The following is a 24,487-nucleotide window of genomic DNA, read 5'->3' as shown; positions in this document are numbered from 1 at the left end:
GTATACTATTCCAGTAGGAATTATCAAGTTTAAAGTAAGTGACTGTTATTATTCAATTTATTTTATCTTAGGAGGCATGTGCAATGTCAGATTCAGAACGCCAGTACTTACCGGAAACACTAGCCATTCATGCAGGTCAACAGGTTGATCCAGCGACCAATTCAAGGGCTGTACCGATTTATCAAACGACTTCCTATGTGTTTAACGATACGGACCATGCTGCAAATTTATTTGCACTCAAAGAATTTGGCAATATTTATACCCGTATAATGAACCCTACGACCGATGTATTTGAGAAACGGATTGCCGCATTGGAAGGTGCCCCAGCCGCTCTTGCTGTAGCATCCGGTCAAGCAGCCATTACCTTCTCAATACTGAACATTGCTGAGGTAGGAGATGAAATCGTTTCAGCTTCTTCCTTGTATGGCGGTACATATAATTTATTTTCAAATACATTGGCTAAACTTGGCATTAAAGTGAAATTCGTTGATCCGAGCAATCCGGAAAACTTCCGAGGTGCGATTACGGACAAGACCAAAGCCATTTACGCGGAATCGATCGGTAATCCTAAGGGGGATATTCTCGATATTGAGGCTGTAGCGGCTATAGCACACGAAAATGGAATTCCTTTGATTATTGATAATACATTCCCGAGTCCTTACCTGCTTAGACCGATTGAGCACGGGGCCGATATTGTTGTTCACTCCGCAACCAAGTTCATTGGTGGACACGGAACAACGATTGGCGGTGTTATTGTAGATAGCGGTAAATTTGATTGGGCTGCAAGCGGTAAATTTCCTGGTTTGACGAAGCCTGATCCAAGTTATAACGGCGTCGTCTATACGGAGGCAGTCGGTCCTATTGCCTACATCATTAAAGCACGGGTTCAACTGCTTCGAGATTTAGGGGCTTCGTTATCTCCTAACAGTTCATTCCTTTTATTGCAAGGACTTGAGACACTGCATCTGCGCATGGAGCGCCACAGTTCCAATGCCCTTAAGGTTGCTCAATTTTTAGAGTCACATGAATCCGTAGAATGGGTTAGTTATGCTGGCCTGGAAAGCCATCCTTCCTATAAACTTGCTCAGAAGTATTTGCCGAAGGGTCAAGGCGCTATATTGAGCTTTGGTATCAAAGGCGGTATTGAATCCGGCAAGAAGCTGATACATTCCGTTAAACTATTCTCGCATTTGGCGAATGTCGGAGATTCGAAGTCATTGATTATTCATCCTGCAAGCACGACGCATGCGCAATTGAATGAGCAGGAACAAGTATCTGCCGGTGTGTCTCCGGGACTTATTCGATTGTCCGTTGGTACGGAAGCGATCGAAGATATTATCTATGATTTGGAACAAGCGATTGCATCAAGTCAAGGCTAGAAGAGCAAAGGAATTATTTTACGAATTCTAAACTTGTAACCTTACACGAATACGCATAAAATAAGAAGGCTGTGATCTAGGCTCAAAACCTAAAATTGCAGCCTTTTTCATTTGCAATGCAACTTTTGCATGAGATCAGAAGTCTATTTCATGTGTAAGTTTTTCATATTTGAGGAGGCAACTAGAAGATCATGAACAATAAGTCGAAATATACGCTCGCCATACTCTTGGCGTTATCCATAGCAACTGGATGCAGCAAGGGGGAAGTAGCTCCTTCAGGTAGTCCCACTGCAACGGCTACTCCGCCGGTTAGTTTGGGAAGTCCTACACCTTCTTCGAGCCCTTCTCCATCGCCTGTCACAACCCCGAAACCCTCAATTGTTCCTACGGCTTCCCCATCAACCTCTGCGGTTCCGCCAAAGAGCGGAGCTATCCAAGTTGTTGCGAAACCGGAGAGTATAACTGTTCTAGTAAATAAGCAAAATTCATTGCCCTCGAGCTACGAGCCGACTGATTTGGTATATCCTGACATTCCATTTATTTTTGCTGAGAAAAATGAAAAACGTAAAATGCGTAAAGCCGCTGCCAGTGCGATCGAAAAACTCTTTGCTGGAGCTGAGAAGGACGGTATCCGCCTATCTGGAGTTTCGGCATATCGCTCTTATGCGACGCAGAAAGCTCTTTTCCAGCGTTATGTGCTTAAAGACGGCGAAGAGAAAGCCAAATTGTACAGTGCTGTCCCTGGGACGAGTGAGCATGAAACTGGGCTAGCCATAGATGTAACGGGCAGTGACGGGAAATGTGCGGCGGAAGATTGCTTTGCTGGAACCAAGGAAGCGAAATGGCTCGAAACACATGTGGCGGAGTACGGGTTTATTATTCGTTATCCCAAAGGTAAAACAACGATTACCGGTTATCAATACGAACCATGGCATATTCGTTATGTGGGCATAGAGGTTGCGAAAGAAATGGTAGACAAAAGCTTGACAATGGAAGAGTATTACAAAGCGGTTCCCGTAACCAAGTAATGAAAGATGTCGTTATTTTGCACCTTATTCTGTCGCTAATTCGAAATTTATCAAGACGTTATGGCATGTTACAATGAAACCAAGTCACTTATTTGGAGGTTAACATGATTAAAGTAGCGATGTTAAGTTTTTGGCACGTGCATGCGAATGACTATGCAAAACAAGTAGAGGGGCATCCAGATACCCAGATTGTTGCGGTTTGGGATGAGCTTCCAGAACGTGGGCAAGCAGAAGCGGCGAAGCGCGGAGTGAGCTTTTACACAGATCTAGCTGAGTTACTAGCAAATAAGGAAATTGATGCTGTTGTTGTGGATACACCGACCAACCTACACCGAGACGTAATGATCGCTGCTGCGAAGGCAGGTAAACATATTTTCACAGAAAAAGTAATTGCACCAACTTTACATGAAGTTAATGAGATTCTGAACGCTGTTAATGAAGCGGGTGTGACATTGACAGTTTCATTGCCTCGTCTGAATCCAACTTATACGTTAGCAATTCAAGAAATTGTCCAGAAAGAATTATTGGGCCAGATTACACTCGTTCGAACACGCTTATCACACAATGGCGGCATTTCCACGAATGAAAATCCGAACGGTTGGTTGCCAGAGCATTTCTATAATGCAGAGCAATGTGGCGGAGGCGCCCTAATTGATCTTGGTTGTCATCCTATGTATTTAACTCGTTTATTGTTGGGGCTGCCTGAAGCTGTAAGTGCTTCTTATGGCTACGTAACAGGTAGAGAAGTTGAAGATAATGCGGTAGCAACCCTCCAGTATGCAAATGGTGCGATTGGCATCGTAGAAGCTGGTTTTGTGAACGCATTTTCACCGTTTGTGATTGAAGTTCACGGTACGGATGGCAGTGTCCTTTATTCCGACCATGATGGAAGAGTCTTACTTCGTACGAAAAAGCTTGCAGATGCAAACACGCAATGGGTAGCGTATGAGAACGGTCCAGAAGCTAAGCCATCTGCGTTCGATCAATGGGTAGCTCATATTCAAAATGGGACAAAAGCGGTTGAAAATATTGGGCTCGCTGTGGATTTAACGAAGCTGATGGAGGCTTCTAATCGTTCCGTTGCAGCCAAACAGCAAGTGAGACTTGATTCACTAAACCAGTAATTTAAGCAGGTAAGAAAGGAGGGTCTACGGATGAGCCAGCCATTTTACTTCGAACCCATGGTCGAGAATCCAATGGCATTGGATCGCTTGGAGTTAAGCTTCAGGTGGGGTTCTTATGGACTTCGAGTACTGCGCTGTCATCTGACTTCCTTTCCTGCAGGAATGATCATAGATTTCCATCAACATTCCGAGTATGAAATTCATTACATCCCCTATGGCAAAGGCAGGGTGATTCTGGACGGTGTCACGCATCCCCTTCATGAAGGCATGCTTTATGTAACGGCACCAGGTGTCAGTCATCGCCAAGAAGCCGATGAGCGGGAAGCGATGGGCGAACTTTGTCTGCATGTGGATATCGTAAAGCTGGATCAAGATGAAGCTGAGCGAGGTTCTATGCCAGTCTCTGAAGCATGGGGAGAAGCTTGGGAGATTGCTGAGGCAGATGCATGCTTAAGGCAGCTGAGCGAGCTTCCTCATGTCCCTGCTTTAGACCGACAGGAAGCCATGAAGTGCTTTCTTGTCGCTTATGAAGCTTGGCGAAGCAATCAGTTAGGGCAGTACACGATCATTAAGCAATCCATTGTGCAAATGTTGTTAAGGACAGTGGGGGCCTATAAGGCGGATCAGCAAGGGTTGAACCTGCCTGCGCGTGATATGAAGAGCTATCGGTATCAGCTAGCTATTCAATTTATTGAGGACAACTTCCGTCGTCCACTGACGCTTGAAGGAGTTGCTGAACGTTTGCAGATCAGTTCAAGGCAGCTTCAGCGCATCTTCAAGGAGCAGGCGAACATCTCGTTCAGCGAATACTTGGAACAGGTACGTTTGAAACATGTATGCAGCGAGTTGCTTCAAACCTCGTTGACCCTTGACAAGATTGCGGAAAGCAATGGCTTTGCATCTAGCAATTATTTGCACTATGTCTTTAAGAAAGCACATGGTGTCACTCCGAATCAATATCGTGATCAACTATTGAATCATGGATAAAAGAAAAAGGCTGTTCCCTCGTAGAATGATCTACTACGTAGGGAACAGCCTTTTTTATTGGATAAAGGGGCCGTCGATCCATTCATCCAATCAGGTAATAATTGTCGGTCTCTTTAATTGGAATCAATCGTCACATATGCTGGGTTGAGGTTGCTGGATGAATGAATTCCTACTCTCGGAATAATGATGTTGCAGAAATTGCAACAATTTCTGCCTAAATCTCGCCTCTCACCCTTCGTTGTTGCACTATGTACAACAATTTGGTCCTATTCAGGCTATTTCGCAACAAATGGGTTCGAATTGTTGTACGAATTGCAACTTCAACTTGCAAAATAGCCTTTGGGCGTGTGAATTGTTGTAGAAACTACAACATTCGTATCCACGATACTGGACCATCTAGTTTTTTATTCGAACAGCTTCCGCAAGTTTTCCGTATAAGGAGCTTGAATAATGCCTTTTTCGGTAATAATTGCTGTCACATATTCGTTAGGTGTCACGTCGAAGGCTGGATTAAACACTTTCACACCCAGAGGAGCTGTGCGTTTACCGAAGCCTTGTGTAATCTCATCCTCATGACGTTCTTCAATGGGGATGTCTCCGCCCGTAGGCGTATTCAGATCGATCGTGGAGAGTGGGCTCGCCACGTAGAACGGTATGCCGTGCGCTTTCGCCAGTACGGCTACGCTGTAGGTGCCGATTTTGTTGGCGACGTCACCGTTAGCCGCAACACGGTCTGTTCCTACGATGACAGCCTGGATCCAGCCCTTCGACATGACCGCGCCGGCCATGTTGTCACAGATCAGCGTCACGTCAACGCCTGCTTGCTGCAGTTCAAAGGCGGTCAGCCGTGCGCCTTGCAGCACCGGCCGGGTCTCATCCGCGAACACTTTGATGTTCATGCCTTTTTCCTTAGCCAAGTAGAACGGCGCTAGCGCCGTGCCATACTTGGCTGTCGCTAAGCCCCCGGCGTTGCAGTGCGTCAGCACGCCGAACCCATCCTCGAACAGCGTTAGCGCATGTTCGCCGATAAGGCGGTTCGTCTCCTCGTCCTCTGCTTGAATCTTCTGCGCTTCGTCCAGGAGAGCTTCCTTGAAGGCAGCCGGGCTTCCGCCTGCTGCTGCCAAAGCAACAGCCTGCGCTCGCATGCGATCGAGCGCCCAGAACAAGTTCACAGCTGTCGGACGCGATGTCGCCAGGTAGTCCGCTTGCTTCTGGACTTCCTCCAGAAGCCCGTCTAACTGAGCATCCACTTCACGGATGCCGAGGTATACCCCATACGCGGCGGCGATTCCTATCGCTGGTGCGCCGCGAACCTTCAAATGCCGGATCGCTTCCCACACCTCAATTGGTGTCTCCAGCGGCAAATACACAATCTCTTCCGGCAGCAGCCGTTGATCGAGCAGATCAAGCTGCTTGCCATTCCAACGCAAGGATTGCAAGGCACCTTGGTTCTCAAGGTTTTGTACTTCTAAATCTTTGTTGTTCGTGTTCGTCATAGGACAAATCCTCTTTCTTCAGCAGATTCTTGGGTAGCGATGGCAATAAGCTCATCGATAGATTTCACTTGACGATTGGTACGAATGAATGAAGTGCCAATGGCTAACGCCAAGCGCTGTGCACGTTCTCTTGCGGCTGCATCTTCGATTTTATCAATATCAGCCACATGTGCAAGTCCAACAATACGGCGCACCATTTTAGCTCCGGCGAATCCAACTGTGTCTTGAAGCAGATTGGCTAGGAAGTGGTCTTGATAGCCAGGTGCTTGGAATACGCGATCTACACAATGCTCATTCCATAACGTGCGGAAATTCGTTTCGAAATGGGTCCATACGTACTTCACGGTTTGTAGTAAATACGCGCGATAGGAAGCACGGCTCTGAGTATCTTTACTCCAGCCCTCTTGAGCAGCGTAATTGAGGAGCAGGTTCGCGAGTACAGCGCCAATATCGAAGCCCATCGGCCCATAGTAAGCGAACTCAGGATCAATCACCTTCGTGGAATCTGGTTTGATAAAGATACTTCCTGTGTGCAGATCGCCATGAAGGAGCGCTTGTGCACTCGTAAGGAATTTGTTGCGCAGGATAGCTACCTCAAAGTGAAGTTCGCTATCCGCCCAAAGCTGTTCTGCCGCATCTCGGATGTTCGCTTCAATATTGTTCGTTTCTGCATCGCGATACGGATCATCGAAGATTAAGTCTTCTGTAATTTTGCAAAGCTCGGGGTTGATGAATCGACCCTGTTGGATTTTCTTTTCTTGCTGGTTTTTGCCTAGATCCGATGTGAAAAATAACGTATTTGCTAGAAAGCGGCCGATGTGCTCAGCAAAGAGTGGGTATTGGTTACGTTCAATCAACCCTCTGCGCATAATGACATGGTCACTCAGATCTTCCATCACGGTAAGCGCCAAATCAGCATCATAGGCATAAACGTGAGGTACAAGGTCTGGATTCAAGCTTTCTTCAATCAAGAGCGCTTCACTTTCAATTCGTGCACGGTCCAGTGTTAAAGGCCAGGATTCGCCGACAACTTTGGCATAAGGAAGGGCTTGTTTTAAAATAATACTTTTTCCTGTAGCTGTTTCCGATATGTGAAAAACGAGATTTAAGTTGCCGTCGCCGATTTCATGGCTAGTTAAGTCTGAGCCTGCTTGAAACAAATTTGGAATTTGACGTGCGTATTCAATAGCTTGGGCTTCACTTAAAGGATGATAAGTGGACATGTAGTAACCTCCTATGATTCATTGGATTTAATTCCAACCAACTTACTATGTTTTAATCGTCTGTTCCTAGTATAAGACAAAATGTAGCTGCTTGAAATACTAACTTTGGAAATGTTGCACAAATTACATAAAATAAGTGCTTCTAACGTAAATTAACGTGTACATGAACAGAGTATCACCGATCAATAAAAAAAATCAGGAGGCTTACTATGGTGACAACGTCCTTAACCCAATCTATCCAAGTTGTTCTGAATAAGCAAATTGCAAACTGGGGTTTACTTTATGTCAAGCTGCATAACTTTCATTGGTATGTGAAAGGCAATCAGTTTTTCACGCTGCATGTTAAATTTGAAGAGCTATATAATGAAGCGGCCCTTCACGTGGACGAGCTGGCTGAAAGGTTGCTTTCTATCGGTGGTCAGCCAGCGGCTACAATGAAAGCTTTTATGGAATTATCGTCCCTAAAAGAGGCTTCTGGTTCAGAAACCGCCACAAAAATGGTCGAAGCTGTTATAGAAGATTTCACGATCCTTACGCAAGAATTAAAAGCGGGTATGCAGGCTTGTGAAGAAGTTCAAGATGATACGACGTCCGACATGCTTCTAGCCATTCAAACTTCCTTGGAAAAGCATCGCTGGATGCTTCAGTCATTCCTAGGATAATCGATATTTACAAAATCTTTAATCTGAACAAACATGTGGATGATGAAACTTGGCTATACTTGGAGCAAAACAGTTCTGGAGGATGTCATTGTGATGAAAATCCTGAATCTGCTGCTTGTTGTGGCCGCTTGCTTCTTCTTGCTCCTGATCGCCTTCGATGCTGATGCTCCTAGCGCGACTGCTGATCCTAATCCTATGAAACAAAATCAAGACCAGTTTACCCGTATGCAGCCAACGTATTACGCTGAAACTTCTAAATAAAGAGAGTAAAGGGATGGCCCCATACGGCTATCCCTTTTTTACCACATAAGAAAGTATAAGTTTTTTCTAACAGAAAAACTTGACTTTCTTATTGGCGATAAAACCTACATTTAAACGCGGTCGCTCATCTTCGAAAGGCTGCGATAGAGGTTTTCTCATAGTGCGCTAGTATGGTTACTAACTTGTGTTTATGTCACAAATTGCGGTACATTGTTTTGCTTCCTTAGATTCCTTATAATAAATAAGATTAATGAGGAGAACGAGGTGTTTGCGTCATGGGGAAACCAAAGGCCCTGAAGGAATGGGCATCGGCTGTTAAAGCATTGGAAGATGGAACGCAAATTTTTATTATGCGCAAGGGAGGAATTGTTGAGGAAACAAAAGATTTTCAAGTGGAATCCGCTGATTTCTTTCTCTATCCGACGTATGAACATCAGAGAAAAGAATTATTGAAGGAAGATTATCGCGGGGTTATCGATGAATCCCTCATAGGCTGGAGTGCAGAGGATACACACGTAACGATTAGCAGCTTTGCTCGAATGGTTGAAGATATTGAAGTCAGTGATCAAGAACAGTTGAATAAATTGTATCCTTATCACATTTGGACCGAAAATTTCACGGAAGAAAGATTAAAGTGGAAACGCCAAAATCCGCTTCATATCATGCTGTTAAGGGTATATACATTGGTGCAGCCCTTGCAAATTCCGATTGAACAAGCCTATATAGGCTGCAAATCATGGATTGAGCTTGGGACTGCTATACCGGAAGAGTCTTCCTTGGTTCCAGTGTTGAGTGATGAGGCGTTTGCTGCGAGGGTTGCTGAAATTAAGCATACTTTGGCGTAAATTAAAAGGAAGCATTTTCAGAAAATGACCATCTTTTTCATACAAATGCCCTTTCTTGATTTAGCATAGTAAGTTATAATAGAATTATTCTAATGAGAATCAATGATAATCATTTGAAATGGTTGTCGTTTATCTTGTACATTCAAACACATTATGGAGGCTTAAGAAATGGCGAATTCATCAACATTTACAATAGACGGTCTAAAAGCGAACGTCGAAGGAAAGGAAATTTTGAAGGGTCTTAGCCTGGAAATCAAAGGCGGCGAAATTCATGCCATCATGGGACCAAATGGTACAGGTAAAAGTACATTGGCTTCTGCTCTGATGGGTCACCCGAAATATGAAGTAACTGAGGGTTCTGTAACATTAGACGGTGAAGATGTTCTCGAAATGGCTGTTGACGAGAGAGCACGCGCTGGTTTGTTCTTAGCTATGCAATATCCAAGCGAAATCACTGGCGTAACGAACGCTGACTTCTTGCGCAGTGCAATGAATGTTCGCCGCGGTGAGGGCAATGAAATCTCGTTGATCAAGTTCATTCGCCAAATGGAAGCGAAGATGAAGCAGCTAGAAATGAACCCAGAGTTCATGCACCGTTACCTGAACGAAGGCTTCTCCGGTGGTGAGAAGAAACGTAACGAAATTCTTCAAATGCTTTTGCTTGAGCCTAAATTCGTTATTTTGGACGAAATTGACTCCGGTCTAGACATCGATGCATTGCGTATCGTAGCTGAAGGTGTTAATGCTATGCGCAGCGAAGATCGCGGCTTCTTGATCATTACGCATTACCAACGTTTGCTGAACTACGTTAAACCTGATTTTGTACATGTTATGATGCAAGGTCGTATCGTGAAATCCGGTGGTCCTGAGCTTGCAGAGCGTCTGGAAGCAGAAGGTTACGATTGGATCAAAGAAGAACTCGGTATCGTGGATGAAACGGTTGGTCAAGATACGGAAGAATTCAAAGTTCCAATGAACACGCCTGGACCGAAGTACTAAAGGAGGAGAGACTTTGGTCTACGACCCAAGGTCCATATATTAGGAGGAATACCATGAGTAGTCAAACAACACTTTCCATAGATACTAATGCTGTCATCGAGCTCTCCCGCAGCAAACAAGAGCCGGAGTGGGTGACTGCCCTTCGTACAGAAGGGTTAGCGTTAGCGAATTCTTTGGAATTACCTGCACTAGAAAAGACGAGAATTGACCGTTGGAGCATCTCTTCCTATGGTTCATATAAAACGCAAGCTCCTTTGGCATCCCTCGATGCTTTACCCGAAGTTGCCAAAGGATTAGCTAATTCCGAAAACTTGATCGTACAACGCAACTCCGGTATCGTGTTCAATCAAGTATCGGCGGAATTGAAACAGCAAGGCGTTATTTTCACCGATTTGGAAACAGCCATTCGCGATCATGCGGATTTGGTGAAGCCATACTTCATGAAAGCTGTAGAAGCCAATGAAAATCAATTAACAGCTTTGCATGCTGCACTATGGAACGGCGGTATTTTCATCTATGTACCGAAAGACGTTCGAGTGAACCTTCCGCTGCAAGCGTTATTTGTAACCGATGATGCTGAAGCGACTTTTGCACCGCATGTCTTGATTGTTGCAGAGCAGTTCAGCTCTGTTACTTATGTAGATAATTTTGTATCCTCCGTATCAGGTGTTCCAATGGTACAAAACGGGATCGTTGAAGTATTCGTGAAGCCAGGTGCGCGCGTTAACTATGCATCCGTTCATAACTTGGAAGAATCCGTTACGGACTTGACATACCGCCGTGCGATCATCGATAACGATGCGAGCATTCAGTGGGTAGTTGGTGAAATGAATTACGGGAACACGTTGTCTGATACGACGTCGATCCTTAAAGGCAAAGGTTCCGATTCCGATGCTAAAGTGATTTGTGTAGGAACTCAAGAGCAAAAGTTGAACCTGACAACTCGCGCTGTTCACTGGGGCAAAGCTTCGACAAGCGACATGATTACACGTGCCGTAATGAGAGATGGCTCAACAGCGATCATCAACGGAATTACGAAGATCGAAAAAGGCGCAACAGGCTGTAACGGTCAACAAACAGAGAAAGTACTTATGCTCAGCCCCAAAGCGCGCGGCGACGCGAATCCGATTCTTCTTATTGATGAAGATGATGTTAAAGCTGGTCATGCGGCGAGTGTTGGCCAAGTCAATGCTGAGCAAGTTCACTATCTGATGTCTCGTGGGATTACGAAGGAAGAAGCTCAGCGCTTAATTATTTACGGATTCTTGGCGCCAGTCGTTTCCGAAATTCCAATTAAGAGCGTTGAAGAACAGCTGCAAAGCTTAGTGGAGAGGAAGCTGGGACAATGATTACCTCGGAGATACGTGAACTTTTTCCCATTCTGAAGCAAGAAGTGAACGGTCATCCGCTGGTGTACTTGGACAGTGCTGCAACTTCCCAGAAGCCTATTCAGGTGATTGAAGCACTGAAGCATTACTATGAGTGGGACAATGCGAACGTTCACCGCGGGGTTCATACCCTAGGTTCCCGTGCAACGGATGCATACGAAGGAGCTAGAGCCAAAGTGGCTAAGTTCATTGGTGCATCCAGTGAGCAGGAAATCATTTTCACTAGAGGTACGACAACGGCAATCAACATTGTAGCAAGCAGTTATGCGAGATCTGTACTACGTGAGGGCGATGAAATCGTCCTTACACCGATGGAGCATCACAGCAACCTGATTCCATGGCAGCAAGCTGCCAAGGCAACAGGTGCTACTTTAAAATATATTCCTTTACAACCAGATGGTTCGATTTCGCTTACAGATGTTGAAAACACGATAACCGATCGTACGAAGATCGTATCGGTTGTGTATGTTTCCAACGTTCTGGGTGTCGTTAATCCGATCAAAGAAATAGCCCAAATCGCCCATAAACATGGAGCGAAGATGATGGTCGATGGCGCACAAAGCACACCGCACATGAAGGTGGATGTTCAAGATTTGGATTGCGACTTCTACGCGCTTTCCGGTCACAAGATGTGTGGCCCTACCGGAATCGGGGCATTGTATGGAAAGAAGGCCTTGCTTGAGAATATGGAGCCCGTTGAATTTGGCGGCGAGATGATTGATCATGTGGATCTCTATGAGTCAACATGGAAAGAACTGCCTTGGAAGTTTGAAGGTGGAACACCAATTATCGCAGGAGCTGTTGGCCTCGGCGCGGCAATCGATTTTCTTCAAGAAGTCGGTATGGACAATATTTATAAACACGATATTCAGCTCACGAATTATGCGATGGAGCGTATGACTCAGATCGAAGATCTGGTTGTTTATGGCCCTACTGCGAACCGTGCAGGACTCGTAACGTTTAATCTAGGCGATGTGCATCCTCATGATGTGGCAACCGTTCTGGATGCGGAAGGAGTTGCTGTGCGTGCCGGTCACCATTGCTGTCAGCCTTTAATGAGATGGCTTGAGGTGAGTTCAACGGCTCGTGCAAGCTTCTATCTATACAATACAGAAGCGGATATTGACCGACTTGTGTTGGCCTTACAAAAAACAAAGGAGTACTTCGGCCATGCAATTGGATGATTTATACCGTAGAGTGATTATGGATCACTATAAAACACCGCGCAACCGTGGGAAGTTTGAGTCTGGCGAAGCAGTTACCATTGATCTTAATAACCCGACCTGTGGAGATAAGATTTCCCTGCAGATGCAGGTAGAAGATGGTATCGTGAAGATGGCTAAATTCACAGGTGAAGGCTGTTCGATTAGCTTATCCTCTGCATCCATGATGACGGATGCAGTCAAAGGTAAAACAATCGAAGAGGCACTGAAGATGGCCGATGGTTTTTCTGGCTTGATGAAGGGCGAACCTGTTGAATTTGAATATGAAGATATTGAGGCGTTATCTGGGGTAAATAAATTCCCAGCACGTATTAAATGTGCAACCCTGGCATGGAACGCACTTCGCAAAGGGATTGAACATTCTCAAAAAACCGATAACTAACGCAAAAGCGATGCATAGATTAGAAAGCTGTTTTTGCTGCACAAAAATTCTAAGGAGGAAACTACCATGGCTAAACAAATGCCAGATCTCGAGGATTATAAATATGGTTTTAGAGATGAGCACAAATCGATTTTTCAATCGGGTAAAGGCTTAACTCGTGAAATCGTTGAAGAAATCTCCAGAATTAAAGGCGAACCTGAGTGGATGCTAGAGTTTCGTTTGAAATCACTGGAGCAATTTTTCAAAATGCCAATGCCACGTTGGGGCGGAAACATGGATGATCTGGATTTCGATGATATCCAGTACTATGTACGACCGTCCGAGAAGCAAGGCAAAACGTGGGAAGAAGTTCCTACAGAAATTAAAGAAACATTCGACAAACTCGGTATTCCTGAAGCGGAACAAAAATTCTTAGCTGGCGTATCGGCTCAGTATGAATCTGAAGTTGTTTACCACAGCATGCAAAAGGAACTAGAAGACCAAGGCGTTATCTTTACAGATACGGATACGGCTCTTCGTGAATACCCAGAGCTGTTCAGACAATATTTCGGAACTATTATTCCGCCGACCGATAATAAATTCGCTGCGTTGAATAGTGCGGTATGGTCCGGTGGTTCTTTCATCTATGTGCCTAAAGGCGTAAAATGTGAAGTTCCTTTACAAGCGTACTTCCGTATTAACTCCGAGAACATGGGGCAATTCGAGCGTACATTGATCATTACCGATGAGGAAAGCTTCGTGCACTACGTAGAGGGCTGTACAGCTCCTATTTACAGCACAAACTCCCTTCATAGCGCGGTAGTTGAAATCGTATGTCTCAAAAACTCCCGTGCACGTTACACAACGATTCAAAACTGGGCACCGAACATCTACAACCTCGTTACTAAACGTGCGGTTGCAGAAGAAGGCGCTACAATGGAATGGGTCGATGGTAACATTGGTTCCAAGCTGACTATGAAGTACCCAGCTGTTGTGCTGAAAGGCCGCGGCGCTAAAGGGATGGTTCTTTCTATCGCTGTAGCTGGAAAAGGGCAGCACCAAGATGCTGGCGCGAAAATGACGCATCTGGCGCCTGACACAACTTCAACGATCGTATCCAAATCGATCTCCAAGCACGGTGGTAAAGTAACATACCGTGGTCTGGCTTCCTTCGGACGCAACTCCCAAGGTTCCAAAGCGAACATCAAATGTGATACCTTGATTCTCGATAACGAGTCAACGTCAGATACGATTCCTTATAACGAAATCATGAACGACAACATTACGCTTGAGCATGAAGCAACAGTATCCAAGGTATCTGAGGACCAATTGTTCTACCTCATGAGCCGCGGTCTTACTGAGGCTGAAGCGACGCAAATGATCGTTATGGGCTTCATCGAGCCGTTCACGAAAGAACTTCCAATGGAATATGCCGTAGAAATGAATCGTCTCATTAAATTTGAGATGGAAGGTTCCATCGGTTAATCGATATGTACAACGAAAAGCGTGCCCGAGTTTCTCGGGCACGCTTTTTTTAGTAAATTTTTGATCTAGCAAAGAAGTCTCTCTAATTAAGCGTTAATACGTTTACGATTCTGTGTTGCTAGAGTCAGAATGGCAACATAGAAAGGTTGGAGGTTGAATTTTTTACCGAACTCAAATTTATAGGAAATCGTGACAGCATTGTTGGCTTTGTAATAAGGAGATGTAATGTAATGGATCGTTAATTCACTATCATCGAAGCCTGTGCCGCCTGTTTCCATCGTGACATCATAGATAGAGTCAAGATCAATGGAAGCGATCCTTGTTTTTTTGCCAGTAACACCTTGATGATCAATAAGAATAATTCTTTCATCTGTTACGATAAATGAATCTCTGACTAACTTAAAGCCTGTTGTCACCTTTTCGCTGGGCATGAGATAGATGCCATACTGTTTTGTGAGCTCATCTACGGAAACCTCTGAAAAATTGCCTAAAAGTCCATTCAAAAAACCTGCCATTTCGATCACTCCTTTTCAATATATTCCAATATTCGACAAATAGAATGGGATTACCTTCTTCCAAGATGATCCAAGCCGTTCATTTGGCCTTTTATGCATATTTGTAAGCCACTTGTTTCACTCTATAGAGGATAATTATGTGTCCCTAAAGGAGAATAGAAGCGATGTGGAAAAAGCTGAAAGTAGCAGCAATTGGTAGCATAGTAGTCATGATGGCAACTACAACCGCTTGTGGGAGGGGTAATGTCAGCCCCAATAATGCAGCACCAACGCAGAATCCTACCGCACAGTCAGGTACAGGCAATATGCAGTCTCAAAGTTTGTCACAAGCAGGACAAGGAACGAAATTAGGTAATGATGACGCTGTTGTACCCATTAAAGTGATTAACAATGTAAATTATGTAGCTGCACGTGAACTTATCCAAACCCTAAAGTTCCAGTCAAGCTGGGAAGCAGGAAATCAGAAGCTGTTAATTGGCGATAATGACGCAAACTTCGAAGTGACGATGAATTCGACGAAAGCCATGAAGGATGGTGCAGAAATCCGAGTTAGCCAACCCTTTATCAAGGAAGGTGATTCGGCTTACTTGCCAGTCTCCGCTTTGCCAGATTTGTTTCAAGAAGATATGTCATATGAAGTACAGAATGGCCAATTGTTGATTCATGCAGCTCCGGTTGCTCCAATTGAGCGTGAAGATGACAATGACCCCCGCGGTAACACAGCGGAGCTTGAATTCGGCGATGATCCAACGGATCCTTTCAAAGGTGAAGGTACGGGAGCTAACCCGGCATCTATGCCACAAGATGAGGGTGACCTTGAGGTGTGGGCATCCACTAATCAGGAAGAAGTAATTCCAGTTCTTAAGAACATTGATATTAATGCAATGATTAACAAAGGCAAGCAATATTTAGGTGTGAAATATCTATTCGGTTCAGGACCTTATCCGCAGACAGGAAAATTTGATTGCTCGACGTTTACCCAATATGTCTATGGAAAATATGGAATAAAGCTACCGAGGCTTGCTCGTCAACAAGCGACGCAAGGACAATTGGTTAGCCGAAAATCCTTGCGCAAAGGTGATTTGTTGTTTTTCTATGTACCAGGTCGATTCAAAACCAATAAAACAGTTGGACACGTAGGTATTTATATAGGCAACATGCAAATGCTAAATGCTTCACCTAAACCAAAGGATGGTGTTCAAATCATTAATATCAATAAACCGTATTGGAAATCAACATTTCTACGAGCAAAGCGTATCGCATATTAATCCAATAAAGTCTATCCTTAGGGATAGGCTTTATTTATTTTCACTAAATTGAAACAAATGGTCTGTTCGCGCGTTTTATCTAGTATAAAGATTTGGATGGAGGAAGATGAATCGATGAATATTACGCTCTTCGAAAAGTTGGTGGACGGACAACTGCAAAAAATTAGTGAACGCCCGTGGGATGAAAAGCTCATACAGGCCTTAAATGTAGCTAACTTTGTTCTTATTGGCGGTAAGGAATATGAAATGATTGAAGGAAGATTGAACTTAGATCTTAATGTTTTTGAGCTTCTGCTAGTTACGGTAAGCTCTGGAGGGGGAGGGAACAGGCAGTGAAACGACCGCTCAAAGTGCTTTCAACCTCTATAGGCATCATGCTAGTTAGTCAAATGCTGCTGCTATCTGCGCATGCTGTAGAGTCTCCTAATCCGAGTGCTGCTGGTGCTGGATCATCTAAGCTGGTTGAATGGTCTTCAGAAGACGTCAAAGCTTATTACGACCCTTCAGTTGACTGGAGCTTGCCTGTGCCCGTGCTATCGGATAATAAAACGACATCGCCTTCTCCGTCTCCAACACCTGCAGCAGGGGGGAGCTCAACGGGCATTGGAGGAAGTACGACACCCATCATTGTGAACCAGGTAACCGGTGGTGGTGGTTTTGGGTGGGATGATCTATTACTGTACCATTTGATTTTTAATACGGTAAGTCCTTACTCATCGAGTAGTTGGGGAAGCAATCACCGTTCCTATCATTATCGTTCCAATACACCATATGTGACGAAAACCTATCAACCTAGTTCGTTTTCGAACCGATCCACTACGAAGACACCAACAACCTCGAGTGGAACCGGCTCGTTTACAACAAATAAGTCATCGTCAAACAGTACGAGCGGCGGAACAACATCAAGCTCCAAATCGACCTCAACCTCTTCCGGTAGTATTGGCGGTAAATCAAGTGGTTTCAGCTCTTCGTCAAGCTCCAGTTCAGGAGGTTAATTTCTGTGATATATGAAGTCATAGGGACGCCTTCTGCCGACAGAGATCATAGGGTGCTGCAGCTGGCGAGCCTTGGATTTACATGGGCAGATATGGAAGAGGAAGCGTATTGGATTGACCAACTTGTGGTCATGGAGCGGCATGCATATGAAGAACTTATCCAGGCGGCTGGCGCTTTGTGGCGCGTGTTTGATAAGACGGTTCGTTATGTGAAAGGGAAAAGGGAGTTATATGAGCTCTTGTCTATTCCTGAAGTGCTGTGGGATGGGTTAGACCGGCTCGAACCGGGTGCCGCGGGCTTGATTAGTCGATATGCCAGATTTGATTTTACCGTGGATCAGCAAGGAGAAATTAAGCTTTTAGAGCTGAATGCAGATACACCTACAGGCTATGTAGAAGCAGCAATCGCTACACCCTGGTTATGTGATCAAATGGGAATAGAATCACCGAACCGTGCGATGAAAGAACTAATACGCTCAGCGTGGGAGATCGAAGCGCCTGACTTTGCTGCCTGCATCGCATATGGAAAGCATATTGAAGATACAGGAACCATAGATGCTCTTGTAGCGCATAGCGGGAGAAGGGTGACCTGTGTCGATTGTTTAGATTTATGGATTGACGAAGGCGCCGTTAAGGTCGGAGAGAACCAAATTATCAGCAAAATGTTTGCGCTATATCCGAAGGAATGGATGGGCATTGATGATGGAGGAGAGGCCTTCTCTTATGCGATTGAAGAACAATTCATACAACTTTTCAATCCATTACATGCGGTCATCTTGCAGTCAAAAGGCTTGCAAGCCATCATATGGGGCTTGCATAAGAAAGGAGCAAAATTGTTCACCTCAGATGAGCATGAGGCAATAAGGACCTATATGCTGCCTACTTATATGACGCCGGATCTTACAGGTGATTACGTGTCCAAATCCATGTTCGGTAGAGAAGGCGGCTCGGTTGAGTTGTATAACTCGCAGGGTGAATTAGAGGTCAAAGATGAAGTTGGCTTTGACACGAGTGTGTTTTTCAAGCGTGTTTATCAGCAGCGAGCTGATTTGCCCGAGCTATCTTTTGCTCATGGAAATAAACATTTATTAACAGGTCTCTTTGTCCTTAATGGAACACCGTGCGGGCTATTAGGGAGAGCAGGTGGGATAATTACAGGGAATGCGAGTCAATTTGTAGCGATAGGAGTGAAAACACCTTGAAACAAGGACGATTTTGGCTATTGGCCGCGGGCCTCGTTGTATGCATCCTAATCATTTGGGGCATTAGCAGTGCTTTTCATAAGAAGCCAGCTGTCCTGAGTAAGGCGACGATGGGAAGTCCAGCAAGCACAAGCGATAGGAGTGGTGAAGTACCGTGGGATTATCAAGTACAGCAGGCGAAAGTAGGGGATTTATTGGATGGGGATATGGTCCTGCTGCCGAATAATGAACGGATTTCGAACGATCAGAATTTTGCTACAGGGGACCAAGTGTGGGTACTGAGCTATATGCAAGCAACAATGAAAACGGATGATCAAGGGAAGAACGATGTGACACTTTCGCAATGGAAGCCAATTAAGACATTTAAAACGAAAGAAGAAGCTGAAAAAGATGTAGGGGAGTTAAAAATAGAAATTAAGACGGATGTGAAATTAGTAGGGGTTTACAAAACGGAGCAGGATGGCAAATTTCGCTATTTCGCGGTAGCTGATCTACCAACTGGACAGAAAGTGAAGCAGCCCATCCCAGAGGAACGCTATGTAAGCTTTAAAAACAAGAAGGAAGTACAGGTTATTCTAGAGGAAGTACATGATTACAGCAATTTTGATCAATCCATGGCGAAATTTCGGGGGTGGGCAGAATGATAGTTTTGGATCTAGTAATTAGTTTATTTGTGATTGTCCTGCTGCAATTCGCAGGTATGTATGTGTTTAGTTTAATGACGCCCTACCGCGATATGGAGGAAATAAACAACGGCAATGTAGCCGTAGGCATTACCATGGGTGGTAAATTTGTAGCTACGGCGATAGTATTAGGCATTGCAGCTTATACGAATTCTTCGATTTGGCATATGAGCTTATGGTTCGCGGTAGGGTATGTATGTTTGGTTGCTACGTATTGGATCTTTGATTGGCTTACACCTGGAGTGAAGCTATCTGATCAACTAAAGCAAGGGAATGTAGCTGTTGGCACGCTGCTAGCTGCCGTTTATATTGGAATCGCAATTGCAGTCAGCAGTCTTATTATTTAATTAAATCGCGATTTTCGTTATTTCAACGTCGCAAAGCTGTGATAAATCCAAAAATTGATTATCAATGTTAATGAGCGGTCGGAAGAAATCAGATGGATTTGTCATGACGATCGTACCGACGCGTCCGTCACTGAGTGACACTTTCTTACCGATAAAATTAGGAATCATGTTGCGGATAAATACTTGCGTGATTTTCGGATCAAGCTGGCCAAAACTCATGCGGTGTAGTTCCTTCAGAACGATCAGTAGATCACGTTTTTCCTGGTAAACCCGGTTGCAGATCATAGCACTATAGACGTCTGCAACCGAAATGATTCGTGAGTACGAATGGATTTCTGTACTCTTTTTGCGTAAAGGATAGCCTGTACCATCCATTCGTTCATGGTGCTCTAGAGCAACGAGAGCAAGGGTATTGTCATTTAAGGATTTTTTGATGATTTCATAACCGTATATTGTATGCTTCTGAATTTCATTGTACTCATCGTTGGTTAACTTTGCGGGTTTATGTAGAATGTCTGAATGGATTTTGCTTTTGCCGATATCGTGTAGATAGCCTGCTTTTCCAATATGAAGGGCTTCTTTCTCACTTTTATTCATCCACTTGGCAATATAGTAGGATAACATACCTACTTGCACACTGTGCTGATACGTATAATCATCTTTGCTGTTCAAAGAAAGCAGTAGCGAAACAACGTCTTTCTCCTCCTGAAAGCTCTCTATCATCGGATTGAAAGCGGATTCTATAAGTTCATTTTGAATAGATTCCCCGTTTTCGACGGCAGCAAATAAATCTTTTATACCGGTGATTGCATCGTTAAAAGAGTGTAATTGCGTGCTATTTGCTTGTCGGACTGTAGGTTCTTCAAGCACATTTATGGCTTCATTCCCTCTAGGATGTATATCTACATATTCTACATTGTGGCGATTGAGCATCAAGATATCTCCCGCATCTACGACAGTACCTGATGAAAGCAAATGAAGTCCTACCATATTGTAGGAATCAGAAATAAGTTTATCACCAACAATAAGTTGAAGCACATGTATACGCATAGAAGCTCCTCTCCTAGTCCTATAATCCGTAGGTATATAGTTATACTACATCCCAATATATCGGCTGTAAAGACTTTTAGCCTGAATTAAATCTTCAGTTCCTTGGATGAGAACGCGGCCATCTGGAAAGATGATCATGTGCAGATCCGGGGCTGCTTGGAACTTCAAAAGGAAGCGGTTTTTCTCTACCGGACCCAGTGGTTTTAATCGTTCTTCCCAATATTCAAGCGGTTTATCAGAAGCATTTACCGGATGAATCTGGACGGAATTACGACCGCATAAGGATTGAATCGTGTCACTTTCCACGCCGACTTCTAAGTAATCGTACTGCTTCATTGCGCAGGCAGGACAGTCTGATTTAAGCGCACCTGCTACACTAATCGCTGAATTCTGATTGAACCATAAGTCCCATTGCTGCATTTTAAGATTAAGCTGTTCGTTCGCGCCAACAAGCAATTTAAGAGCTTCCGTTGCTTGAAAGGAAGCTACAACATGAATGATTCCGCCAATAACGCCAGCGGTATCGCAGGTTTCAGTCGTGCCTGCGGCGGGTGCTTGTGTGAAAAGGCAGCGAAGACATGGCGTTTGTCCCGGGATGATCATCAAAGAGACTCCTCTGGAGGCGACCGCACCACCATAAATCCAAGGAATCCCTAGTTTGATACTTACATCGTTAATCAGGAACCGAACGGAAAAGTTATCGGTACCATCTAGAATTAAATCTACATCACTTAGCAGCTGTTCAGCATTCAAGGAATTCAGATCGGTTACATGAGGCTCAATCGTTACCTGTGAATTCACGAGTTGTAACCGTTTTGCTGCTGCAATCGCTTTGGGTGTGGTGGAAGCTGCATCCTCTTCATCGTAGAGCATTTGTCGTTGTAAGTTGCTAGTATCGACAAAATCACGATCAATCAGTCGTACGTAACCGACCCCTGCACGAACCATATGGTTGGCAAGAACGGTGCCTAGAGCACCCATTCCTACGATAGCAACTCGACTTCCTCCGAGTTTGCGCTGTCCGTCTTTGCCGATGGGGGAGAACAGGACTTGTCTAGAATAGCGCGTATCAACGTCATCATAATGATCTATATGTAAATGTGTGTCCAAGCGTGGTCATCTCCAGTCTGGTTTATTCGAATTGTGGCGTTTGGAGCGGGTTCCAAGGACCTGTTTGGCTGCCTTTCCACTCCGAACCATCTTCCCATATCTCTTTTTTCCAAATGGGTACGATTTGTTTCAGGCGTTCAATCGCATACCGACTTGCTTCATAGCAATGACCGCGATGCGGGGATGAAACGGCAATAACGACGCTGGCTTCTGCAATAGCGACCTTGCCCAAACGGTGTGTAATTGCACAAAGCGTGCCTGGCCACTGAGCTTCTATCTCCTCACCGATGGTTTCCATGGTTTTGAGTGCCATCGGTATGTAGGCTTCATATTCCAAAAGGACGGTCCGCTGCCCATAGGTCATCTCTCTTGTTGTCCCTATGAAGGCAAGCGAAGCGCCATGATTAGGGTGGTTGACTTTAGAAGCTACCTCAGCTGGATCAATCGTATCGTGGGTGATTTCATATTTAGAAGGTTGACCGCCTGACACAGGGGGAATCAGTGCAAGTTCATCTGCAGCTGTGACGATTTCCTGATCTCCGGCATAGGCTTGATTTTTAGCAAAAAAACAGGTCGCAAGTTGGGTGGAAGCTGCCGGATAGGCTGCTGTGATCTGCTTTTTGAGCTGCTCAATAGAAATGGATTCTTGTTCGATATCTATAATTAGGACGGAAGTCCCGAATAGGTCTACCAAACCTGCAAAGAGTTGGATGTTTATGTTCACGGCTCTGCTCCTAATGGCTTAGTTGTTGGAATCCCTTACAGCATATCATATTTTGACCTGAAAATGGTATAATGGGTAGAGCATTTGGATGACAAATGGCGCTTAGGATGAAAGGGGAAATGTATTCATGCAAGAAGATATGCGCATACAAGTGTCAGACCTACATATAAAAAATGAAGCATTCACGATATCCGAGATGGTTGCTCTTGCTGAGCAGCAGGTATCGCTCCAGGAGCGTGTACCGAATGTGCAGGGAGATGCTTTTGATTTAAAATCGTGGTATCGGAGCTGGAAGAGAAGCCGTAATGGGGGGCATGCTGAAGAACCTACGCATCTGAAAGTAGAGGCAGTAGACGAATTTGAAGCACTAATGCCTTGGTCACAATTAGATTCTGCCTTATTTCTATATGTTCAAGATGGACAGGCGCTCAAGAAAGATTATCCGATTCGTCTTTATGTGCCAGATGGCAGCAGTGAATGTCTCAATGTTAAAAGTGTTATCAAAGTGTGGTTTCTTCATGATCAGGCGCTAGGGGAAGAAGCGACTTTCGGCTTCAAAAACAGAGTGGCACTTGATGAGCTTAAATTCAAGAAATGAGAGGACATTCTGCTGCATAAGATTAGACATGCTTCGGATCTGACTTACAAAGAAAAGAGGTGAACGGTGTGTCTGAGCCCTTGCAACGACTCGTTATTTTACATACGAATGACATTCATAGTCATTTTGAACAGATGCCCAAAATTAGCGCGTACTTTGATCGCGTACGTCGACTGTGGCCGGCTGATCAGGTGTTGACACTTGATATTGGCGATCATATGGACCGGATGCGCCCAGAAACGGAAGGCACGAATGCTTCTGCCAACTTGGAAATTATGAACGCGACCGGTTACGAAGCGATGGTCATGGGTAATAATGAAGGGCTAACGTTTACACCGGAATTGTTAAGAACGGTTGTGAAGGAGCATGCCAAGTTCCCAATTATAGGAAGCAATATTATAGAAGTGGCGACAAATAAGACGCCGGATTGGATGCTTCCTACACTTACGATTGAGAAATCGGGTCTCACCATTGGACTCATTGGGGTAACAGCGGCTTACCAAGCGTACTATGAACTGCTTGGATGGCATGTAACGGATCCCATCGAAGCTGTAAAGGCCTATGCTAGGCTTCTTCGCCCAAGGGTGGATATCATTGTTGTCATGTCCCACTTAGGATTGCGTTCCGATCAACGTATGGCTGAGGAACTGGAAGGCATCGATGTGATCCTCGGCGGCCATACGCATCATGTGCTTGAGGAGCCGCTCCTGCTCAGCGGCACCTATATTTGCGCGGCCGGCAAATTCGGTCAGTACGCCGGCCATATTGAACTTGCCTACGATCCGGAGCAGCGCCGGATCGTGGAGCTCCAAGGCGTCGTCGTCCCTATGACGGACGCAAGTGAAGAAGACAGCAGCGTTACCGAGCTGCTGGAGCACTACCGCATCGCCAGCACGGCGGCGCTGAATGCGGAGGTGGCGCAGCTGCGGGAACCGCTGCGCCTCGATTGGTACGGCGAATCCCCGCTCGGCAACTTGCTTGCCGCGGGCATTCGCCGCTGGACCAGCGCCGAGATCGGGCTGGTCAATAGCGGCCAGCTCCTTCAGGGACTGAAGGAGGGGCGCTTGACTCGCGGCAGATTGCTAGAAATCTGCCCGGGTCCGATCAACCCCTGCCGTGTGCTGCTCAGCGGGGCGGATCTGCTGCAAGCGCTCGAAGAGTCGCTGCTTGGCGAGTTCATGGAGAAGCCGATTCGAGGCTTCGGCTTCCGTGGCGAGGTGCTGGGCGTGCTGTGTGTCGACGGATTGACCGTCATGACCGACAGCACCCGTGCACCTTACGAACGCATCATCGCTGTGGACGTGGGCGATGAGCCTTTAGACCTTAGCCGTGACTATGTTGTTGGCACCATCGACATGTTTACTTTCGGCTCAGGTTATTTATCGCTCGGTCGAGGTAAACAGGTGACGTATATGCTGCCTGAATTTATCCGTGATGTACTAGCTTCTGAGCTTCGCGATGAAGACGCGATAGTAAGCAGTCATTTCCTAAGATTTACGGATAGAAGACCTAATGCGAATAACGAATAAGTCGA

General features: G+C 45.1%; 25 protein-coding genes and 1 pseudogene. 20 read left to right on the top strand and 6 right to left on the bottom strand.

Annotated elements, in window-relative coordinates:
• Positions 1–83: 83 nt before the first annotated feature.
• The 4 genes and pseudogenes from GC102_RS20315 to GC102_RS20300 all read left to right on the top strand — a co-directional run bounded on the left by GC102_RS20315 (position 84) and on the right by GC102_RS20300 (position 4,518).
• A complete protein-coding gene (locus GC102_RS20315) occupies positions 84–1,379 on the top strand; it encodes a homocysteine synthase (protein ID WP_171691148.1) in 1,296 nt (431 codons plus the stop codon).
• 191 nt (positions 1,380–1,570) lie between these two features.
• Positions 1,571–2,333, top strand: a pseudogene (locus tag GC102_RS20310) (M15 family metallopeptidase); the annotation flags it as partial.
• Between the two features lie 178 nt (positions 2,334–2,511).
• Entirely contained in the window at positions 2,512–3,531 is a 1,020-nt protein-coding gene (locus GC102_RS20305) for a Gfo/Idh/MocA family protein (protein ID WP_171691146.1), read from the top strand.
• Positions 3,532–3,561: 30 nt separating this feature from the next.
• Positions 3,562–4,518 carry an AraC family transcriptional regulator gene (locus GC102_RS20300; RefSeq protein WP_171691145.1) on the top strand — a complete coding sequence of 319 codons (957 nt, stop codon included), beginning with the start codon at positions 3,562–3,564 and terminating at the stop codon, positions 4,516–4,518.
• 404 nt (positions 4,519–4,922) lie between these two features.
• On the opposite strand, the gene mtnA is transcribed toward GC102_RS20300, so the two are convergent.
• Both mtnA and mtnK read right to left on the bottom strand, forming a co-directional pair.
• A complete protein-coding gene (gene mtnA / locus GC102_RS20295) occupies positions 4,923–6,014 on the bottom strand; it encodes an S-methyl-5-thioribose-1-phosphate isomerase (protein ID WP_171691144.1) in 1,092 nt (363 codons plus the stop codon).
• Positions 6,011–7,237, bottom strand: a complete 1,227-nt coding sequence (gene mtnK / locus GC102_RS20290; protein WP_171691143.1) for an S-methyl-5-thioribose kinase — start codon at positions 7,235–7,237, stop codon at positions 6,011–6,013. Before mtnK ends, mtnA begins: the two co-directional genes overlap by 4 nt.
• 209 nt (positions 7,238–7,446) lie before the next feature.
• On the opposite strand from mtnK, the gene GC102_RS20285 reads away from it, so the two are divergent.
• From GC102_RS20285 to sufB, 8 genes are all read left to right on the top strand, one after another.
• Positions 7,447–7,899 carry a Dps family protein gene (locus GC102_RS20285; RefSeq protein ID WP_171642971.1) on the top strand — a complete coding sequence of 151 codons (453 nt, stop codon included), beginning with the start codon at positions 7,447–7,449 and terminating at the stop codon, positions 7,897–7,899.
• Between the two features lie 90 nt (positions 7,900–7,989).
• A complete protein-coding gene (locus GC102_RS20280; RefSeq protein WP_171691142.1) occupies positions 7,990–8,160 on the top strand; it encodes a hypothetical protein in 171 nt (56 codons plus the stop codon).
• Between the two features lie 275 nt (positions 8,161–8,435).
• Positions 8,436–9,005, top strand: coding sequence for a DUF1802 family protein (locus GC102_RS20275; RefSeq protein WP_171642969.1), 570 nt, complete (start codon positions 8,436–8,438; stop codon positions 9,003–9,005).
• Positions 9,006–9,173: 168 nt separating this feature from the next.
• Positions 9,174–10,004, top strand: a complete 831-nt coding sequence (gene sufC, locus GC102_RS20270; protein ID WP_029194394.1) for a Fe-S cluster assembly ATPase SufC — start codon at positions 9,174–9,176, stop codon at positions 10,002–10,004.
• A gap of 53 nt (positions 10,005–10,057) precedes the next feature.
• A complete protein-coding gene (sufD, locus tag GC102_RS20265; protein WP_171642968.1) occupies positions 10,058–11,353 on the top strand; it encodes a Fe-S cluster assembly protein SufD in 1,296 nt (431 codons plus the stop codon).
• Positions 11,350–12,576 (top strand): cysteine desulfurase, encoded by a 1,227-nt coding sequence (locus tag GC102_RS20260; RefSeq protein WP_171642967.1) that lies wholly within the window; start codon positions 11,350–11,352, stop codon positions 12,574–12,576. The genes sufD and GC102_RS20260 overlap by 4 nt, the downstream gene beginning before the upstream one ends.
• On the top strand, positions 12,563–12,997 hold the full coding sequence (gene sufU / locus GC102_RS20255; protein WP_171642966.1) for a Fe-S cluster assembly sulfur transfer protein SufU: 435 nt from the start codon (positions 12,563–12,565) through the stop codon (positions 12,995–12,997). Before GC102_RS20260 ends, sufU begins: the two co-directional genes overlap by 14 nt.
• A 66-nt stretch (positions 12,998–13,063) precedes the next feature.
• Positions 13,064–14,461: a Fe-S cluster assembly protein SufB gene (gene sufB / locus GC102_RS20250; protein WP_171642965.1), complete on the top strand. Its 1,398-nt coding sequence runs from the start codon at positions 13,064–13,066 to the stop codon at positions 14,459–14,461.
• 86 nt (positions 14,462–14,547) lie between these two features.
• On the opposite strand, the gene GC102_RS20245 is transcribed toward sufB, so the two are convergent.
• The gene (locus tag GC102_RS20245) at positions 14,548–14,976 is read right to left on the bottom strand and encodes a PH domain-containing protein (protein ID WP_171642964.1); all 429 of its coding nucleotides are present in this window, start codon (positions 14,974–14,976) and stop codon (positions 14,548–14,550) included.
• 164 nt (positions 14,977–15,140) lie between these two features.
• On the opposite strand from GC102_RS20245, the gene GC102_RS20240 reads away from it, so the two are divergent.
• From GC102_RS20240 to GC102_RS20215, 6 genes are all read left to right on the top strand, one after another.
• Positions 15,141–16,244, top strand: coding sequence for a C40 family peptidase (locus tag GC102_RS20240; protein WP_171642963.1), 1,104 nt, complete (start codon positions 15,141–15,143; stop codon positions 16,242–16,244).
• A gap of 114 nt (positions 16,245–16,358) precedes the next feature.
• The gene (locus GC102_RS20235) at positions 16,359–16,580 is read left to right on the top strand and encodes a hypothetical protein (RefSeq protein WP_171691141.1); all 222 of its coding nucleotides are present in this window, start codon (positions 16,359–16,361) and stop codon (positions 16,578–16,580) included.
• The gene (locus GC102_RS20230) at positions 16,577–17,239 is read left to right on the top strand and encodes a hypothetical protein (RefSeq protein ID WP_171642962.1); all 663 of its coding nucleotides are present in this window, start codon (positions 16,577–16,579) and stop codon (positions 17,237–17,239) included. Before GC102_RS20235 ends, GC102_RS20230 begins: the two co-directional genes overlap by 4 nt.
• 5 nt (positions 17,240–17,244) lie before the next feature.
• Positions 17,245–18,441 carry a glutathionylspermidine synthase family protein gene (locus tag GC102_RS20225; RefSeq protein ID WP_171642961.1) on the top strand — a complete coding sequence of 399 codons (1,197 nt, stop codon included), beginning with the start codon at positions 17,245–17,247 and terminating at the stop codon, positions 18,439–18,441.
• Positions 18,438–19,085 (top strand): hypothetical protein, encoded by a 648-nt coding sequence (locus GC102_RS20220; protein ID WP_171642960.1) that lies wholly within the window; start codon positions 18,438–18,440, stop codon positions 19,083–19,085. Before GC102_RS20225 ends, GC102_RS20220 begins: the two co-directional genes overlap by 4 nt.
• Positions 19,082–19,471 carry a DUF350 domain-containing protein gene (locus GC102_RS20215; RefSeq protein WP_171642959.1) on the top strand — a complete coding sequence of 130 codons (390 nt, stop codon included), beginning with the start codon at positions 19,082–19,084 and terminating at the stop codon, positions 19,469–19,471. Before GC102_RS20220 ends, GC102_RS20215 begins: the two co-directional genes overlap by 4 nt.
• Here GC102_RS20215 and GC102_RS20210 read toward each other — a convergent pair whose 3' ends face one another.
• From GC102_RS20210 to GC102_RS20200, 3 genes are read right to left on the bottom strand one after another with little or no spacing between them, the layout of a single operon-like run.
• Positions 19,472–20,521: an HD-GYP domain-containing protein gene (locus tag GC102_RS20210; RefSeq protein ID WP_171642958.1), complete on the bottom strand. Its 1,050-nt coding sequence runs from the start codon at positions 20,519–20,521 to the stop codon at positions 19,472–19,474. It lies immediately after the preceding gene.
• Positions 20,522–20,566: 45 nt separating this feature from the next.
• Positions 20,567–21,631: a ThiF family adenylyltransferase gene (locus tag GC102_RS20205; protein WP_216625218.1), complete on the bottom strand. Its 1,065-nt coding sequence runs from the start codon at positions 21,629–21,631 to the stop codon at positions 20,567–20,569.
• Between the two features lie 22 nt (positions 21,632–21,653).
• Complete coding sequence (locus tag GC102_RS20200) at positions 21,654–22,355, bottom strand: molybdenum cofactor biosynthesis protein (protein ID WP_171642957.1); 702 nt, start codon at positions 22,353–22,355, stop codon at positions 21,654–21,656.
• Between the two features lie 127 nt (positions 22,356–22,482).
• On the opposite strand from GC102_RS20200, the gene GC102_RS20195 reads away from it, so the two are divergent.
• A complete protein-coding gene (locus GC102_RS20195; protein WP_171642956.1) occupies positions 22,483–22,953 on the top strand; it encodes a hypothetical protein in 471 nt (156 codons plus the stop codon).
• A 68-nt stretch (positions 22,954–23,021) separates the two neighbouring features.
• Entirely contained in the window at positions 23,022–24,482 is a 1,461-nt protein-coding gene (locus tag GC102_RS20190; protein ID WP_312883331.1) for a bifunctional metallophosphatase/5'-nucleotidase, read from the top strand.
• Positions 24,483–24,487 lie beyond the last annotated feature (5 nt).

The sequence above is a fragment of the Paenibacillus germinis genome (assembly GCF_013141785.1).
In the GTDB taxonomy this organism is placed as follows: domain Bacteria; phylum Bacillota; class Bacilli; order Paenibacillales; family NBRC-103111; genus Paenibacillus_E; species Paenibacillus_E phytorum.
This window is presented reverse-complemented; position numbering and strand designations above follow the sequence as displayed.

What these genes read in the sequence shown, in the direction of transcription:
- GC102_RS20315 (WP_171691148.1), top strand. Translation starts at nt 84, where the DNA reads ATGTCAGATTCAGAACGCCAGTACTTACCGGAAACACTAGCCATTCAT.
- GC102_RS20305 (WP_171691146.1), top strand. Translation starts at nt 2,512, where the DNA reads ATGATTAAAGTAGCGATGTTAAGTTTTTGGCACGTGCATGCGAATGAC.
- GC102_RS20300 (WP_171691145.1), top strand. Translation starts at nt 3,562, where the DNA reads ATGAGCCAGCCATTTTACTTCGAACCCATGGTCGAGAATCCAATGGCA.
- mtnA (WP_171691144.1), bottom strand. Translation starts at nt 6,014, where the DNA reads ATGACGAACACGAACAACAAAGATTTAGAAGTACAAAACCTTGAGAAC.
- mtnK (WP_171691143.1), bottom strand. Translation starts at nt 7,237, where the DNA reads ATGTCCACTTATCATCCTTTAAGTGAAGCCCAAGCTATTGAATACGCA.
- GC102_RS20285 (WP_171642971.1), top strand. Translation starts at nt 7,447, where the DNA reads ATGGTGACAACGTCCTTAACCCAATCTATCCAAGTTGTTCTGAATAAG.
- GC102_RS20275 (WP_171642969.1), top strand. Translation starts at nt 8,436, where the DNA reads ATGGGGAAACCAAAGGCCCTGAAGGAATGGGCATCGGCTGTTAAAGCA.
- sufC (WP_029194394.1), top strand. Translation starts at nt 9,174, where the DNA reads ATGGCGAATTCATCAACATTTACAATAGACGGTCTAAAAGCGAACGTC.
- sufD (WP_171642968.1), top strand. Translation starts at nt 10,058, where the DNA reads ATGAGTAGTCAAACAACACTTTCCATAGATACTAATGCTGTCATCGAG.
- GC102_RS20260 (WP_171642967.1), top strand. Translation starts at nt 11,350, where the DNA reads ATGATTACCTCGGAGATACGTGAACTTTTTCCCATTCTGAAGCAAGAA.
- sufU (WP_171642966.1), top strand. Translation starts at nt 12,563, where the DNA reads ATGCAATTGGATGATTTATACCGTAGAGTGATTATGGATCACTATAAA.
- sufB (WP_171642965.1), top strand. Translation starts at nt 13,064, where the DNA reads ATGGCTAAACAAATGCCAGATCTCGAGGATTATAAATATGGTTTTAGA.
- GC102_RS20245 (WP_171642964.1), bottom strand. Translation starts at nt 14,976, where the DNA reads ATGGCAGGTTTTTTGAATGGACTTTTAGGCAATTTTTCAGAGGTTTCC.
- GC102_RS20240 (WP_171642963.1), top strand. Translation starts at nt 15,141, where the DNA reads ATGTGGAAAAAGCTGAAAGTAGCAGCAATTGGTAGCATAGTAGTCATG.
- GC102_RS20235 (WP_171691141.1), top strand. Translation starts at nt 16,359, where the DNA reads ATGAATATTACGCTCTTCGAAAAGTTGGTGGACGGACAACTGCAAAAA.
- GC102_RS20215 (WP_171642959.1), top strand. Translation starts at nt 19,082, where the DNA reads ATGATAGTTTTGGATCTAGTAATTAGTTTATTTGTGATTGTCCTGCTG.
- GC102_RS20210 (WP_171642958.1), bottom strand. Translation starts at nt 20,521, where the DNA reads ATGCGTATACATGTGCTTCAACTTATTGTTGGTGATAAACTTATTTCT.
- GC102_RS20195 (WP_171642956.1), top strand. Translation starts at nt 22,483, where the DNA reads ATGCAAGAAGATATGCGCATACAAGTGTCAGACCTACATATAAAAAAT.